Raw genomic sequence first — 12,831 nt, 5'->3', positions numbered from 1 at the left:
TTGCTCTGCGCCGTTGGGTCTACGATGCTTGAACAACCAGCAAAAACAACACCCCGAGGCTTCCCCATGAAAACCGTCGCGCAGTTGCTCCGGCTAAAAGACGATAAGAACCAGCAAGTGCACACCATCTCACCGGACGACATGGTGCTGCAGGCCCTGATGCGCATGGCCGAGAAGAACGTCGGCGCCTTGCTGGTGGTGAAGGACGAAAAAGTGCTGGGGATCATCAGCGAGCGCGACTACGCGCGCAAAATGGTCCTGCACGGTCGCTCGTCGGTGGGGACGAAAGTGAGCGACATCATGGTATCCCCCGTGATCACCATCGACCCGCACCAGAATGTCGAGACCTGCCTGAGCATCATGACCGAAAAGCACCTGCGGCATTTGCCGGTGGTAGAAGACGGCAAGCTCGTCGGACTGCTGTCCATCGGCGACCTGGTCAAGGAAGCCATCGCCGAGCAAGCCGACCTGATCCGACAACTGGAGCAATACATTCGCGGCGAATGATCCCTGCCGGCGGGTTGCTCATTCTCAACGTACTTCTATATTGAAGGGGTTGTTCCTGCGAGCATCCCGATGGCCGCCACCGACCGACTGATCATTTGTGAACATTGCGATGCGGTGTACGAGCCGATGGTGCTCGCTGCGCACCAGAAAGCCGTCTGCGTGCGCTGCCATGCGGTGATCCAGCGCTACAACGGCCTGACCATCGAACGACGCCTGGCCTTGAGCGTGACGGCCGCGGTGCTATGGGCATTCGCCAACGTCTACCCGGTGATGAGCATCCGCCTCCAAGGCCTGAGCAACAGCGCGACGCTGTGGGATTCCATCGTGGCGCTGAGCCTGGGGCCCATCACCTTCATCGCCCTGGTGACTGCGGTGGCGATCATCATTGCACCGGCCTTCCAGCTGGCGCTGCTGCTCTGGGTGCTGGGCCATGCCTACCTCCAGCGACGGGCGCCTGGGTTCAGCCTGTGCATGCGCAGCCTGGAAACCCTGCGGCCCTGGAGCATGCTGGAGGTGTGCCTGCTGGGCGCGCTGGTGGCGGTGATCAAGCTCGCCGGCCTGCTGGACGTGCTCCCGGGCATCGGGCTGTTCGCCCTGGCCGCCTTGAGCCTGCTGATGATCCGCATTGCCGGGCGCGATGTCCGCGACCTGTGGGACAGCCTATGAACGGCCAGCCGCTGGACACCCCGCCAGACGCTCGCGACCTGGGCCTGTGCCTGTGCCACGGTTGCGGCCTGGCCTGCGACATGAGCGCCGAACCCCAGGCCTGCCCGCGTTGCGACGCCGCCCTGCATCGACGCAAACCCGACGCCATCACCCGCACCTGGGCCTACATGCTCGCGGCGCTGGTGTTCTACATCCCGGCCAACCTGCTTCCGGTCATGAATACCCAGATGCTCGGCGAAGGTGCCGACAGCACCATCATCAGCGGGGTCATCGAGTTCTGGCAGAGCGGCGCCTGGGACATCGCCCTGATCATCTTCATCGCCAGCATCGCGGTGCCCGGCATCAAGTTCGTGGTACTGACCCTGCTGCTGGTGACCGTACAACGGCGCAGCACCTGGGCCCAGGTCCAGCGGGCGAAGCTGTACCGACTGGTGGAGGTCATCGGCTACTGGTCGATGCTCGATGTGCTGGTGGTGGCCCTGGTGGCCGCCCTGGTCAAGTTCCAGGCACTGAGCGACATCGAACCGCGACCGGGAATCCTGTTCTTCGGCCTCGTGGTGCTGTTCACCATGTTGTCGGCCATGAGTTTCGACCCCCGGCTGATCTGGGACACTCAACCATCCGAGGAGGTCATGGATGAAGTCGCAAGCCACTGACGGGCCACACCCCGCACCCGGCCGGCCCCACGTCACCACCCGCCGCTGGACGGTGTCGCTGGTGTGGATCGTGCCGATCATCGCGGTACTGGTGGGCATTTCCCTGGTGGTCCACAACTGGCTGCAGGAAGGCCCCACCATCACCATCACCTTCAAGACCGGCCAGGGCCTGACCGCCAACAAGACCCAGGTGAAATACCGCAACGTGGTCATCGGCCAGGTCACCGACGTGCAACTGAGCGAAGACCAGAAGAACGTCACCGCCACGGTCAAGCTCGCCAAGACCGCCGACACCTTCACTCACGAAGATTCGGTGTTCTGGGTCGTACGGCCCCGCATCGGGGCCGGCGGCATTTCGGGGATCGACACCTTGCTGTCGGGGGATTTCATTGGGGCCGACGCCGGCCATTCGAAAGTGCGCGCCAAGTCCTTCACGGGCCTGGAGAACCCGCCGCCCATCACCTACGGCGAACCAGGCAAGCGCTTCACCCTGCACTCCCAGGACCTCGGTTCACTGGACATCGGCTCGCCGGTGTACCTGCGCAAGATCCCGGTGGGCCAAGTCGTGTCCTATGCCCTGGACGCCGAGGGCAAAGGCGTCAACATCGACGTATTCGTCAACGCACCCAACGATGTGTACGTTACCGAAAACACCCGGTTCTGGAACGTCAGCGGCGTGGACGTGAACGTCGGCGCCAATGGTTTCGCGGTCAAGACCGAATCGCTCTCGGCCCTGCTGCTGGGCGGCATTGCGTTTCGTGCGCCGGAGTACAGCCCCAACGACGTCCCCGCCAGCGAGGAGAAGACCTACGAGCTGTTTGCCGACCAGCAGAGCGCCCTCGCCCCGCCCGATGGCAAGGCGCAATACCTGGCCCTGCGCTTCGATCAGGCACTGCGCGGCTTGCGCGTCGGTGCGCCGGTGGAGTTCCTCGGGGTGGAAGTTGGCAGGGTGGTGGCCATCAATCTGGATTTCGATGAGAAACAGCGCAGCTTTCCGGTCAACGTCGGCGTGGTGATCTACCCGCAGCGCCTGGGCAAAGCCCATGAGAAACTGCTCAAGGCACTCAATCACGACCCGGAGGACGAAGCCGCCTCTGCCCGCCTGATGGGAAGCTTTGTCGATCGGGGGCTGCGTGCCCAGGCCCGCAGCGGCAACCTGCTGACCGGGCAGTTGTACATCTCGCTGGATTTCTACCCCAAGGCAGAAAAAGTCGCCTTCGACCCCACCGCCCGACCTGTGCGCATACCGACCATTCCCGGTAGCCTCCAACAATTGCAGGAACAAGTGCAGGCGATGGTCGAGCGAATCAACAAACTGCCGCTGGAAAGCGTCGCCAGCAACCTGAATGGCAACCTGGTGGAGCTGCGCAAAGGCCTGGCCCAATTCAACAGCAAGACGCTGCCAAGTGTGCAGAACACCTTGCAGGACGTCAGCAAGACCCTGCAATCGGCCAACTCGACCCTGGCCGAAGATTCACCGCAGCGCGAACAACTGACCCAGACCCTGGACGACCTGGGGCGCATGTCGCGCTCGCTGCGCGAACTGTCGGACTACCTGAGCCGCCATCCCGAATCGCTGCTTCGCGGCCGTCCCAAGGACGCACCGGCGCAGAACCTCACATTGCCGGTGAAAGAATGATTACAGGAGCCCGCCCCATGCCACTGACGCTGAAACTCACCCTGGTTGCCGTGGCATTGCTGCTCGGCGCCTGCCGCAGCGATCCGATCCACTACCACACGTTGAGCCCGGCCCAACCGGCCGGCCAATCGCGCTCCAGCGTGGACATCCAGATCGAACAGGTGAGCGTTCCGCCCCAGGTGGATCGCACCCAGATGGTCATTCGCCAAGGCAACAGCGGGTTGGCGATTCTGGAAACCGAATGGTGGGGCGCCAGCCTGGCCGATGAACTGCATAGCAGCCTGGACGAACAACTGAGCAACCCTGGCGCCCCCAAATCATTGCTGCGGGTAGAGGTGCAACGCTTTGACTCGATCCCTGGCCGCTATGCCCGCATGGATGTGCAATGGCGCCTGCGCAACCTGGGCAACGACGCTCGCCCCATCACGTGCCGCAGCAGCCTGCAAACGCCGGCGGGCGCCAATATCGACGAGCTGGTGACGGCGCATCAGGAGAATGTCCGGCAGTTTGCCGGCCTTGTCGAGCAGGCGGCTGCACGCAAGGCGTGTCCTTGATCCCGTAGGCGCAGCCTCGCTTCGCCCGGCAGTGCCTACAAAGACCAATGCAGCGACAGCACCGCCGCAACGCGCGGGTGGTGGTCGATGCGCTCCAACAACTCATGGAACGCCGGACGGGCGCTCAGCATCGCCTCCCGCGTATTTCTCCACTTCGTGATCACGGCCGCCAGGATATCCAGCGCTCCCGGTTCGTCACCGCCTAGAAAAGGTCGGGCCGGGAACTGGTCGGCAAACAGCGCCCAATTGCGATACAGCCGTTGCTGCGTGCCGGATATCAATCGCTGCCGAGTCGCTTCGTCCACCTCATCCAGCCAGCGTTCCGGAAAATCGATGATGCCGATGGGCGTGTAGCAATTGGCCGCGATGTAGACCAGGCCCCGTATGGCCTGGGCACGCTGGGTCGGGTCTTGCGGGAGCAGCTTCGATGCGGGGAAGGTCAACCCGAGGTGAATCAGGATCGCCGCCGCTTCGGTCAGCACCGAGCCATCCGGCAACTGCAGGGTCGGCACCTGTTTCAGAGGGTTGAGTGCCTCGAGCGCTTTTGCCGCATCGTTGTCTTGCGTCGAATAGGCATCGACCCGCCGATAAGCCACCTCACAGAGACACAGGGCAACCTCCACCGCCGAAGAACCGGATTGCCTGCAACCGAATAACTGATACATGAACGTACCTCCTGCATAAGCGTTATGCCGGTAGAGCCCGCGAGCCCCCTCAGTGTTCCATCAAGCTGACCGGTAGCGGGCCAACGAGCTATCACTGCCATCGATGTTCACCATCATGTCAATGAAGTTCTCTTGATGATCGCCCGGGACAACAATGGCCCCACACAAACCACTGCACCCCCGGAGCACACCATCATGAAACGCCAAGTCATCCTCAGCCTCGCTTTCTCCGTACTGGCCGCCAACGTATTTGCCGCCTCCTCCCAACCTGTCGTCGCCGAAGGCGGTTCCGATCGCCTGATCGAAAACCGTGTCGCCGAAGGCGGTGCTGATCGTCTGCTGGAACGCCGCGTCGCTGAAGGTGGCTCCGATCGACTGATCGAAAATCGTGTCGCTGAAGGCGGTGCTGATCGTCTGCTGGAACGCCGCGTCGCTGAAGGTGGCTCCGATCGACTGATCGAAAATCGTGTCGCCGAAGGCGGTGCTGATCGTCTGCTGGAACGCCGCGTCGCTGAAGGTGGTTCCGATCGACTGATCAAAAATCGTGTCGCCGAAGGCGGTGCTGATCGTCTGCTGGAACGCCGCGTCGCTGAAGGTGGCTCCGATCGACTGATCGAAAATCGTGTCGCTGAAGGCGGTGCTGATCGTCTGCTGGAACGCCGCGTTGCTGAAGGTGGCTCCGGTCGACTGATCGAAAACCGTGTCGCTGAAGGCGGTGCTGATCGCTTGCTGGAACGCCGCGTTGCTGAAGGTGGCTCCGATCGCCTGATCGAAAACCACGCATGAATTGCCTGGTAGCCTACCCGGTACACCGCTTAAGACTGATCCCACACCAAACCCATCCCCCTGAAAGCCCGGCCTCATCCGCCGGGCTTTTTCATGCCCAGTGCCTGGCTATCGCCCTGACGCCCGCGCCATGCATCGCTGATAACGCTCATCCACCCGCTTGGCAAACCATGCCGTGGTCAGCTTGCGCGTGATCTTCGGGCTCTTGAGCACAATCCCCGGCAATACCGCCCGAGGCAACGGCTTGCCCTCGGCCTTGTCAGCCAGTTCGAACACACGTTTGTAGAGTTTGCTGTCCTCGAACGCCAGGCTGTCGCCCAGCTCCAATTGATCGCGAATGGTCGGGTTGCGCATTCCCAACGACTTGCCCAGTGTGCGCACCGCCCGTTCCGTGCTACCCGGCAGGATGGAATCATGGGCAATCAGATCGCCATCCAGCGCCAGGGAAATGCCCGACGCCACGCTGACCGCATGCTGGAAAGCCGCGTTGCGACTGGCGTACCACCCGGCATTGAAGTCGGCAAAACGATACAACGGCTCGGTATAGTTCACCGGATAGCCCAGCAAATGCGCGATGCCGAAGTACATCCCACCACGGCGACTGAACACTTCGCGACGAATCGAGCCATCCACCGTGTAGGGATAGTCCCGCGCATTGGCCTGTGCAAACGCGATGCTGACTTGCATCGGCCCACCGGTGTGCACCGGATTGAAACCGCTGAACAGGGTCTTGCCCAACGGCACCATGTCGATGAAATCATCGAAAATCCCGCTCAGCTCTTTCTCGCTACGGGCCGCGTTGAGTCGATCACTGTAGCTTTTGCCATTGGGCGAACGCACCTCAAGCGCGCCGCTGACCAACAGCTCCGGAATGTGCACCTTCGCCGCACGGCGGTTGATCTCCTGGCGGGCGATCTTGCCCAGCCCCGGCACTGGCGGGTCGGCCTGGAACGTCGACTCCTGCTCGGTCACCGCCAGGACTGCACAGATGTTCTGCGTCGTGGACGGTATCTGCTGGGCCGCAAAGGCGACGTAGATGTCCGTCGCCCAACCTTCGCGATCCGTCGTCTTGGCCGGCAACAACTGCACGATCTGCTTCTTGACCTCAGCGGGCTGACGCTCAGGCTCCTGCGCCTGACGGCTGCCGCAACCGGCCAAGGCCAGCAGCGCAGCAAGGCTGATCATCAATCGGTTGAATTGCATGGTGCTCCATCGGGCTCGTTATTCCGGAGCAACCATACGATCAAAAGTGGATGCGGGCTATGCCCAATGTGGGAGCGAGCTTGCTCGCGATGGCGGCGGCACGGGCAACACTGATGCAAGCTGACTCGGCGCTATCGCGAGCAAGCTCGCTCCCACAAGGGAATGGCGATGAACATGGATCTCACACCCCACCCCGGGAGCAGCGCGGGATCAGATACCGCTCAGCGCCAGGTCCATGGCGAAGTAGGTGAAGATCAGGTCCGCTCCCGCCCGCTTGATCGCGCCAAGGCTCTCGCGAACCACGCGGGCTTCGTCGATGGCGCCGGCCTGGGCAGCGAATTTGATCATCGCGTACTCGCCACTGACCTGGTAGGCCGACAGCGGCAGGTTGGAAGCCTGGCGAATGTCGCGGATGATATCGAGGTAGGCACCGGCCGGCTTAACCATCAGCGCGTCGGCACCTTCCTGCTCGTCGAGCAGGGATTCGCGCAGGGCTTCGCGGCGATTCATCGGGTTCATCTGATAGCTCTTGCGGTCGCCTTTCAGCGCGCTGCCGCCCGCCTCGCGAAACGGTCCATAGAGCGCCGAGGCGAACTTGGTGGAATAGGCCATGATCGCCGTCTGGTTGAAACCGGCTTCATCCAGGGCCTTGCGAATCGCCTGGACCTGCCCGTCCATGGCCGCCGATGGCGCGATCACATCGGCGCCGGCACGGGCCGCCGCCACGGCTTGCTTGCCCAGGTTGACCAAGGTCCGATCATTGTCCACTTCATCGCCATGGAGGACCCCGCAATGACCATGATCGGTGTATTCACAGAAGCAGGTGTCGGACATCACGATCATTTCCGGCACGGCGTCCTTGCAGATCCCGGCCATGCGTGACACCAGGCCACGCTCGCTCCAGGTGTCGCTGCCGTCGTTGTCCAGGTGATGGGACACCCCAAAAGTCATCACCGACTTGATGCCGGCCCGGGCATAGCGCTCGATCTCGCCCGCCAGCTTCGACTCAGGAATACGCACCACACCGGGCATACTCTTGATCGGGACAAAATCATCGATTTCTTCTTCGACGAAAATCGGCAGCACCAGGTCGTTCAACGTGAACTCGGTTTCCTGGAACAGGCTGCGCAGGCTTGCATTGCGACGCAGACGGCGTGGACGTGCTTCGGGGAACTGGCTGGACATGGGACTCCTGGGCAAGAAATGCTGCTCGATTACCGGGAACAAAGCTTATGCCCTGGCCAGCCAGGGCACAAACGTCACGTGGAAAACAGCGTGTTACCCGCCCTGCAATAATCGCCTCACAAGGTCAACGAGCCATTGATGCACGTCACCACCGCGCCACCAATCCAGACCTCGTCGCCCAACTGCTCGACATGAATACGCCCGGCCCGACCCATCGTCAGCCCCTGGCTGACCACGTAGGATGCAGGCGCCAACCCCTTGCCCAGCATCCATTGCGCAAGCCCGGCGTTCAGGCTACCGGTGGCCGGATCCTCGGGCATGCCATCACCGGCAATGAAGCCCCGCACTTCGAAGTGCGCCTCATCGCCATCCACGGCCTGATCCCAGGGGGCGATCACGCCGACGGCCAGGTCCAGCAATTGCTGGTAATCGGGCTCAAGTGTCAGGACTTGCTGGCGATCCTTGAGCATCAACGCCAGCCAGCCGGCACCGTTATCGACCCATTGCGCCTCGACGATCGCCTCGGCGGCGAGCCCTAGCCCATCGCGTACCCGCTTCAGCAGTTCGGCGTCCAGCGGACCGGACTTGAGCAAAGGTGGCGCCAAAAATGCCAAACCATGATCGCAGCGGCGAACCCTGACCAGGCCAACGCCACACTCCTGCACGATCTCCTGTCCTTTTGGCACGCCTCCGGCTTCGAGCCAGGCGTGACAGCTGCCCAGGGTCGGATGCCCGGCAAACGGCAACTCGGTGGCAGTGGTGAAAATACGCACCCGGTAATCGGCCTCCGGATGCTGCGGCGCCAACAGGAACGTGGTTTCGCTGAGGTTGGTCCAATTGGCAAAAGCAGCCATGCGCGAGTCACTGAGCCCATCGGCCCCCAGCACCACCGCCAGCGCGTTGCCTTTGAGCGGCACATCACTGAACACATCCAGCTGCTTGTAATGGAATCGACGGGTGGTCGGATTACTCATTCCGGAATCTTCAATCCACGAGCCACGGCCGGTCGCGCCAGGAAGCGCTCCAACACCCGCGTCACATTGGGGAAGTTCTGGATACCCACCAAATCACCGGCCTCGTAAAAACCGATCAAGTTGCGCACCCAGGGAAACGTAGCGATATCGGCAATGGTGTAGCGCTCGCCCATGATCCAGTCCCGCCCTTGCAGACGGCCATCGAGCACCTTGAGCAGGCGCTTGCTCTCCTCGACATAACGATCCCGCGGCCGCTTGTCCTCGTAGTCCTTGCCGGCGAACTTATTGAAGAACCCCAACTGCCCGAACATTGGTCCGATGCCCCCCATCTGGAACATCAGCCACTGGATCGTCTCGTAGCGCGCCGCCGACGCCTGGGCCAGCAACTGCCCGCTCTTGTCCGCCAGATAAATCAGGATCGCCCCCGACTCGAACAACGCCAACGGCTGGTCGCCCGGCCCATGGGGATCGAGAATCGCCGGGATCTTGTTGTTGGGGTTCAGGGAAAGAAACTCGGGCGACAACTGGTCGTTGCTGGCGAAGTCCACTTTGTGGGGCTCGTACGGCAGGCCGATCTCTTCCAGCATGATCGAGACCTTCACGCCGTTGGGCGTGGGCAGGGAGTAGAGCTGGATCCACTCCGGGTATTGGGCGGCCCATTTTTGGGTGATGGCGTATGGGGTCAAGTCGGGCATGGGGTCGGCTCGGAAATGAAAGAAAGCCCGAGGATAATCCAAGATGTAGGGCACGGCATCACTGCCGTCATGGAATACACGTCATCCCTTCTTAATTTCGCAACATCCTGTCGTTAACGTTCGTCCCATCGCCTGACGGAGGTCGCTACAGTGCACCAGGATCGGCCAGGATCGAACCAAAGGGCTCGAAGAGACTCTGAGCAATGCCCCGAGGATCCGACGAGGCGTAACGACAGGGAAAACACCCGGGGCCGTCCGCTTCGCGGTGCCAGGGTTTGTCAGCCTGACTCAAGCGTGCTGAAGACTATTTATTCGATGATGAACCCACTGAATTTCGCCAGACGTTTCAAACACCGTTCGTGGCTGATGCTGCCGACCCTGCTGGTGGTCTGTGGCCTGGTGTTGTCGCTGGAGTCCAGCGTCAGCCGCGCCCAGCCAGCCGACGGTGTCCAGACCCTGGTCTTCCTGCGCCACGCCGAGAAGCCCGCCGGTGGCCTGGGCCAGCTCAATTGCCAGGGACTCAACCGCGCCATCGACCTGGCCACCCTGCTGCCGGCAAAATTCGGCAGGGCCGACTACGTGTTCGCGGCCAACCCTACCCGCAATGTCGAAGAGGGTGAGCTGGACAACTCCTACAGCTATATTCGTCCGCTGATGACCATCAGCCCCAGCGCCATCAAGCTCGGGTTGCCGGTGAACATCAACTATTCGGCCAACGACACCAGCGACCTGGCGGATGAATTGCTGGACGACAAGTACCACAACGCCACCATCTACACCGCCTGGTCCCATGGCTACCTGCCGGAACTGATCAACAAGGTCGCCGGTGAGGCGGTGGGCAAGAAGCAGACCATTACCGAAGACTGGGCCTCGGGAGACTTCGATTCACTGTATGTATTGACCCTGACCTGGCACAACGGCAAGGCCAGCCTCAGTAGCCAGAGCTACAAGCAAGGCCTGGACAATGGCCAGGAAACCTGCCCGACCTGATCAGTCGCCACTCCCTGTGGGAGCGGGCTTGCTCGCGAAGGCGATGGCACAGTCGACATCCCCGCCAACTGATCCGCCGCTTTCGCGAGCAAGCCCGCTCCCACAAGAGTCGACAGTGGATATCAAACCTGTCCCCGGGCCGCCCGCTCCCGCAGATATTCCAGCACCGCCGCCTGCTCCCCCGAGAACTCGATCCGCAGGCCCTTCTTTTCCCGCTGGAACACATACATCGGGTCGTAATACTCACGCAACAGGCCTTCGATCCACCCACGATGCAAATCGACGGCACCGCTGTTGGCCTGCTCGGCCAGGGCGGTTTCCAGGATGTCCTTCAAGCGTCGGTGACGGTCGCCGCCCAGGCGTTTGTGGATGTTGTCCAGACTGGTCAGCAATCGCTCGGAAAACAGCGAGAAACCTTCGTCGCCATGCACTGAGACAAATTCAGCACACAGGTCGACGACGTAATCCTGCAGGATCCGTTCGACCCGACGCTCCAGGCTGTCTTCCAGCCAGACCATCGGGACCTGTTGCATGCGCTGGTACAAGGACAGCGGCAAGGCGCAACTGCCGACCGCACGGCTCTCATCCTCAAGCACGAATTGTTCGATGCCGGCGGCGCGTTTTTTCAGCACGTCCACGGCCAGGCGGTTTTCAAAATCGATGTTGGAAGGTTGGCCGGTGGCACGCTTGCCGAAGCTGGAACCGCGATGGTTGGCATAACCTTCCAGATCCAGGCCGTTGCTCAGTTGACCCAGCGCTTCGGTCTTGCCGGTGCCGGTCATGCCGCCCAGCAGCACCAGGTCGCACTGGGTAACCGCCTGTTCGACCGTGTCCAGCAAGAAGGTGCGCATGGCTTTGTAGCCACCGCCCACCCTCGGGTAGTCAATGCCGGCTTCGTCCTTGAGCCACTGCTGGACGATCTGCGAACGCAGGCCGCCGCGAAAGCAATACAGCAGACCGTCGGGATGGGCCTTGGCGAACGCGGCCCAAGCCTGGATACGCTGGGCCTTGGTCTCGCCGGACACCAGTTGATGCCCGAGGACGATGGCCGCCTGCTGCCCCTGCTGTTTGTAGCAAGTACCGACACGTTGCCGTTCGTGGTCGGTCATCAAGGGCAAATTGACCACGCCGGGGAAAGCGCCCTTGATAAATTCCACCGGGGCGCGTGTGTCCATCATCGGCCGGTCATTGAGGAAGATGTCGCGGTAATCGGTGATGTCATGGCTCATCAAGACACCTCGACCGCGTAACTCTGTCGTTCGACCAGTTCGCCGATAGGTTCCAGCGCCAGCCCCAGTTCAGTGGCAACCCGCAGGAACTCGCCCTCACCTTCAGGGGTGACGGCAATCAGCAGGCCGCCGCTGGTCTGCGGGTCACACAGCACGCGCTTGTGCAGTTCCTGGACCCGCCCGACCTTGCTGGCGTAGCTGTCGTAGTTGCGCAGCGTACCGCCCGGTACACAGCCCAGATCGAGGTAGTATTCGACGCCCGGCAGGCGCGGCACCGCGCCATAGCGGATGCGCGCGGTCAGTTGGCTGCCGTCGGCCATTTCCACCAGGTGACCGAGCAGGCCGAAGCCGGTGACGTCGGTCATCGCGGTCACGCCGTCGAGCTTACCGAAGCGGCTGCCGGGTTTGTTGAGGGTGCACATCCAGTCACGGGCCAGGCCAACATCGGCGGCGCGCAGCTTGCCTTTCTTTTCTGCCGTGGTGAGGATGCCGATGCCCAGGGGCTTGGTCAGGTAAAGACGGCAACCGGCAGTGGCCGTGTCGTTGCGTTTCATGTGGCGCTTTTGCACCAGGCCTGTGACCGCCAGGCCGAAGATCGGCTCAGGCGCATCGATCGAATGCCCGCCGGCCAGGGGAATACCGGCCTCGTCACACACGGAACGACCGCCGCGAATCACTTCCCGTGCGATTTCCGGGGCCAGTACGTTGACTGGCCAACCGAGAATCGCAATGGCCATCAGCGGGTCACCGCCCATGGCGTAGATGTCGCTGATGGCATTGGTGGCGGCGATGCGACCGAAGTCGAACGGGTCGTCGACAATCGGCATGAAGAAATCGGTGGTCGAGACCACCCCGCGCTCCTCGTCGATGGCGTATACCGCGGCATCGTCGCGAGAAGCATTGCCGACCCACAGCTTGGGATCGAGGTTCTGCGCACCGCTGCCGGCCAGGATCACTTCCAGTACCTGGGGCGAAATCTTGCAGCCGCAACCGGCGCCGTGGCTGTACTGGGTCAGGCGAATCGGCTCGCTCATGGCATACCTCTGGTCAGTCAAGAAGGCCGATTCTAGCAGCAACGCCAC

14 protein-coding genes are annotated in these 12,831 nt (G+C 62.0%); 6 read left to right on the top strand and 8 right to left on the bottom strand.

Annotated elements, in window-relative coordinates:
* Window positions 1-66: 66 nt before the first annotated feature.
* From ACMTA2_RS11505 to ACMTA2_RS11485, 5 genes are all read left to right on the top strand, one after another.
* Window positions 67-507, top strand: a complete 441-nt coding sequence (locus ACMTA2_RS11505; RefSeq protein ID WP_413794933.1) for a CBS domain-containing protein — start codon at window positions 67-69, stop codon at window positions 505-507.
* Between the two features lie 69 nt (window positions 508-576).
* A complete protein-coding gene (locus tag ACMTA2_RS11500) occupies window positions 577-1,173 on the top strand; it encodes a paraquat-inducible protein A (RefSeq protein WP_413794932.1) in 597 nt (198 codons plus the stop codon).
* Complete coding sequence (locus ACMTA2_RS11495; RefSeq protein ID WP_413794931.1) at window positions 1,170-1,829, top strand: paraquat-inducible protein A; 660 nt, start codon at window positions 1,170-1,172, stop codon at window positions 1,827-1,829. Before ACMTA2_RS11500 ends, ACMTA2_RS11495 begins: the two co-directional genes overlap by 4 nt.
* Window positions 1,810-3,468, top strand: coding sequence for a PqiB family protein (locus tag ACMTA2_RS11490; RefSeq protein ID WP_413794930.1), 1,659 nt, complete (start codon window positions 1,810-1,812; stop codon window positions 3,466-3,468). The genes ACMTA2_RS11495 and ACMTA2_RS11490 overlap by 20 nt, the downstream gene beginning before the upstream one ends.
* A 17-nt stretch (window positions 3,469-3,485) precedes the next feature.
* Window positions 3,486-4,022 carry a PqiC family protein gene (locus ACMTA2_RS11485; protein ID WP_413794929.1) on the top strand — a complete coding sequence of 179 codons (537 nt, stop codon included), beginning with the start codon at window positions 3,486-3,488 and terminating at the stop codon, window positions 4,020-4,022.
* Between the two features lie 35 nt (window positions 4,023-4,057).
* Here the strand turns inward: ACMTA2_RS11485 and ACMTA2_RS11480 are convergent, their stop codons facing one another.
* The 6 genes from ACMTA2_RS11480 to ACMTA2_RS11455 all read right to left on the bottom strand — a co-directional run bounded on the left by ACMTA2_RS11480 (window position 4,058) and on the right by ACMTA2_RS11455 (window position 9,530).
* Entirely contained in the window at window positions 4,058-4,687 is a 630-nt protein-coding gene (locus ACMTA2_RS11480) for a glutathione S-transferase family protein (RefSeq protein ID WP_413794928.1), read from the bottom strand.
* A 60-nt stretch (window positions 4,688-4,747) separates the two neighbouring features.
* Complete coding sequence (locus ACMTA2_RS11475) at window positions 4,748-5,467, bottom strand: hypothetical protein (protein ID WP_413794927.1); 720 nt, start codon at window positions 5,465-5,467, stop codon at window positions 4,748-4,750.
* Window positions 5,468-5,581: 114 nt separating this feature from the next.
* The gene (locus ACMTA2_RS11470; RefSeq protein ID WP_413794926.1) at window positions 5,582-6,676 is read right to left on the bottom strand and encodes a DUF1615 domain-containing protein; all 1,095 of its coding nucleotides are present in this window, start codon (window positions 6,674-6,676) and stop codon (window positions 5,582-5,584) included.
* Between the two features lie 210 nt (window positions 6,677-6,886).
* Window positions 6,887-7,861, bottom strand: coding sequence for a porphobilinogen synthase (hemB, locus tag ACMTA2_RS11465; protein ID WP_413794925.1), 975 nt, complete (start codon window positions 7,859-7,861; stop codon window positions 6,887-6,889).
* 116 nt (window positions 7,862-7,977) lie between these two features.
* Window positions 7,978-8,835 carry a PhzF family phenazine biosynthesis protein gene (locus ACMTA2_RS11460; protein WP_413794924.1) on the bottom strand — a complete coding sequence of 286 codons (858 nt, stop codon included), beginning with the start codon at window positions 8,833-8,835 and terminating at the stop codon, window positions 7,978-7,980.
* Window positions 8,832-9,530: a glutathione binding-like protein gene (locus tag ACMTA2_RS11455; RefSeq protein WP_413794923.1), complete on the bottom strand. Its 699-nt coding sequence runs from the start codon at window positions 9,528-9,530 to the stop codon at window positions 8,832-8,834. The genes ACMTA2_RS11460 and ACMTA2_RS11455 overlap by 4 nt, the downstream gene beginning before the upstream one ends.
* A 315-nt stretch (window positions 9,531-9,845) precedes the next feature.
* On the opposite strand from ACMTA2_RS11455, the gene ACMTA2_RS11450 reads away from it, so the two are divergent.
* Window positions 9,846-10,520: a histidine phosphatase family protein gene (locus ACMTA2_RS11450; RefSeq protein WP_413795633.1), complete on the top strand. Its 675-nt coding sequence runs from the start codon at window positions 9,846-9,848 to the stop codon at window positions 10,518-10,520.
* Window positions 10,521-10,642: 122 nt separating this feature from the next.
* Here ACMTA2_RS11450 and mnmH read toward each other — a convergent pair whose 3' ends face one another.
* Window positions 10,643-11,749 (bottom strand): tRNA 2-selenouridine(34) synthase MnmH, encoded by a 1,107-nt coding sequence (gene mnmH / locus ACMTA2_RS11445; RefSeq protein WP_413794922.1) that lies wholly within the window; start codon window positions 11,747-11,749, stop codon window positions 10,643-10,645.
* Entirely contained in the window at window positions 11,749-12,783 is a 1,035-nt protein-coding gene (gene selD / locus ACMTA2_RS11440; protein WP_413794921.1) for a selenide, water dikinase SelD, read from the bottom strand. The genes mnmH and selD overlap by 1 nt, the downstream gene beginning before the upstream one ends.
* Window positions 12,784-12,831: the final 48 nt, after the last annotated feature.

Source organism: Pseudomonas medicaginis, assembly GCF_965119365.1.
In the GTDB taxonomy this organism is placed as follows: Bacteria; Pseudomonadota; Gammaproteobacteria; order Pseudomonadales; family Pseudomonadaceae; genus Aquipseudomonas.
The sequence above is the reverse complement of the archived record's forward strand: the minus strand, read 5'-3'. Positions and strand labels throughout refer to the sequence as shown.

Coding starts and splice junctions, on each gene's coding strand:
- ACMTA2_RS11505 (WP_413794933.1), top strand. CDS start 67: ATGAAAACCGTCGCGCAGTTGCTCCGGCTAAAAGACGATAAGAACCAG.
- ACMTA2_RS11500 (WP_413794932.1), top strand. CDS start 577: ATGGCCGCCACCGACCGACTGATCATTTGTGAACATTGCGATGCGGTG.
- ACMTA2_RS11495 (WP_413794931.1), top strand. CDS start 1,170: ATGAACGGCCAGCCGCTGGACACCCCGCCAGACGCTCGCGACCTGGGC.
- ACMTA2_RS11490 (WP_413794930.1), top strand. CDS start 1,810: ATGAAGTCGCAAGCCACTGACGGGCCACACCCCGCACCCGGCCGGCCC.
- ACMTA2_RS11485 (WP_413794929.1), top strand. CDS start 3,486: ATGCCACTGACGCTGAAACTCACCCTGGTTGCCGTGGCATTGCTGCTC.
- ACMTA2_RS11480 (WP_413794928.1), bottom strand. CDS start 4,687: ATGTATCAGTTATTCGGTTGCAGGCAATCCGGTTCTTCGGCGGTGGAG.
- ACMTA2_RS11470 (WP_413794926.1), bottom strand. CDS start 6,676: ATGCAATTCAACCGATTGATGATCAGCCTTGCTGCGCTGCTGGCCTTG.
- hemB (WP_413794925.1), bottom strand. CDS start 7,861: ATGTCCAGCCAGTTCCCCGAAGCACGTCCACGCCGTCTGCGTCGCAAT.
- ACMTA2_RS11460 (WP_413794924.1), bottom strand. CDS start 8,835: ATGAGTAATCCGACCACCCGTCGATTCCATTACAAGCAGCTGGATGTG.
- ACMTA2_RS11455 (WP_413794923.1), bottom strand. CDS start 9,530: ATGCCCGACTTGACCCCATACGCCATCACCCAAAAATGGGCCGCCCAA.
- ACMTA2_RS11450 (WP_413795633.1), top strand. CDS start 9,846: ATGATGAACCCACTGAATTTCGCCAGACGTTTCAAACACCGTTCGTGG.
- mnmH (WP_413794922.1), bottom strand. CDS start 11,749: ATGAGCCATGACATCACCGATTACCGCGACATCTTCCTCAATGACCGG.
- selD (WP_413794921.1), bottom strand. CDS start 12,783: ATGAGCGAGCCGATTCGCCTGACCCAGTACAGCCACGGCGCCGGTTGC.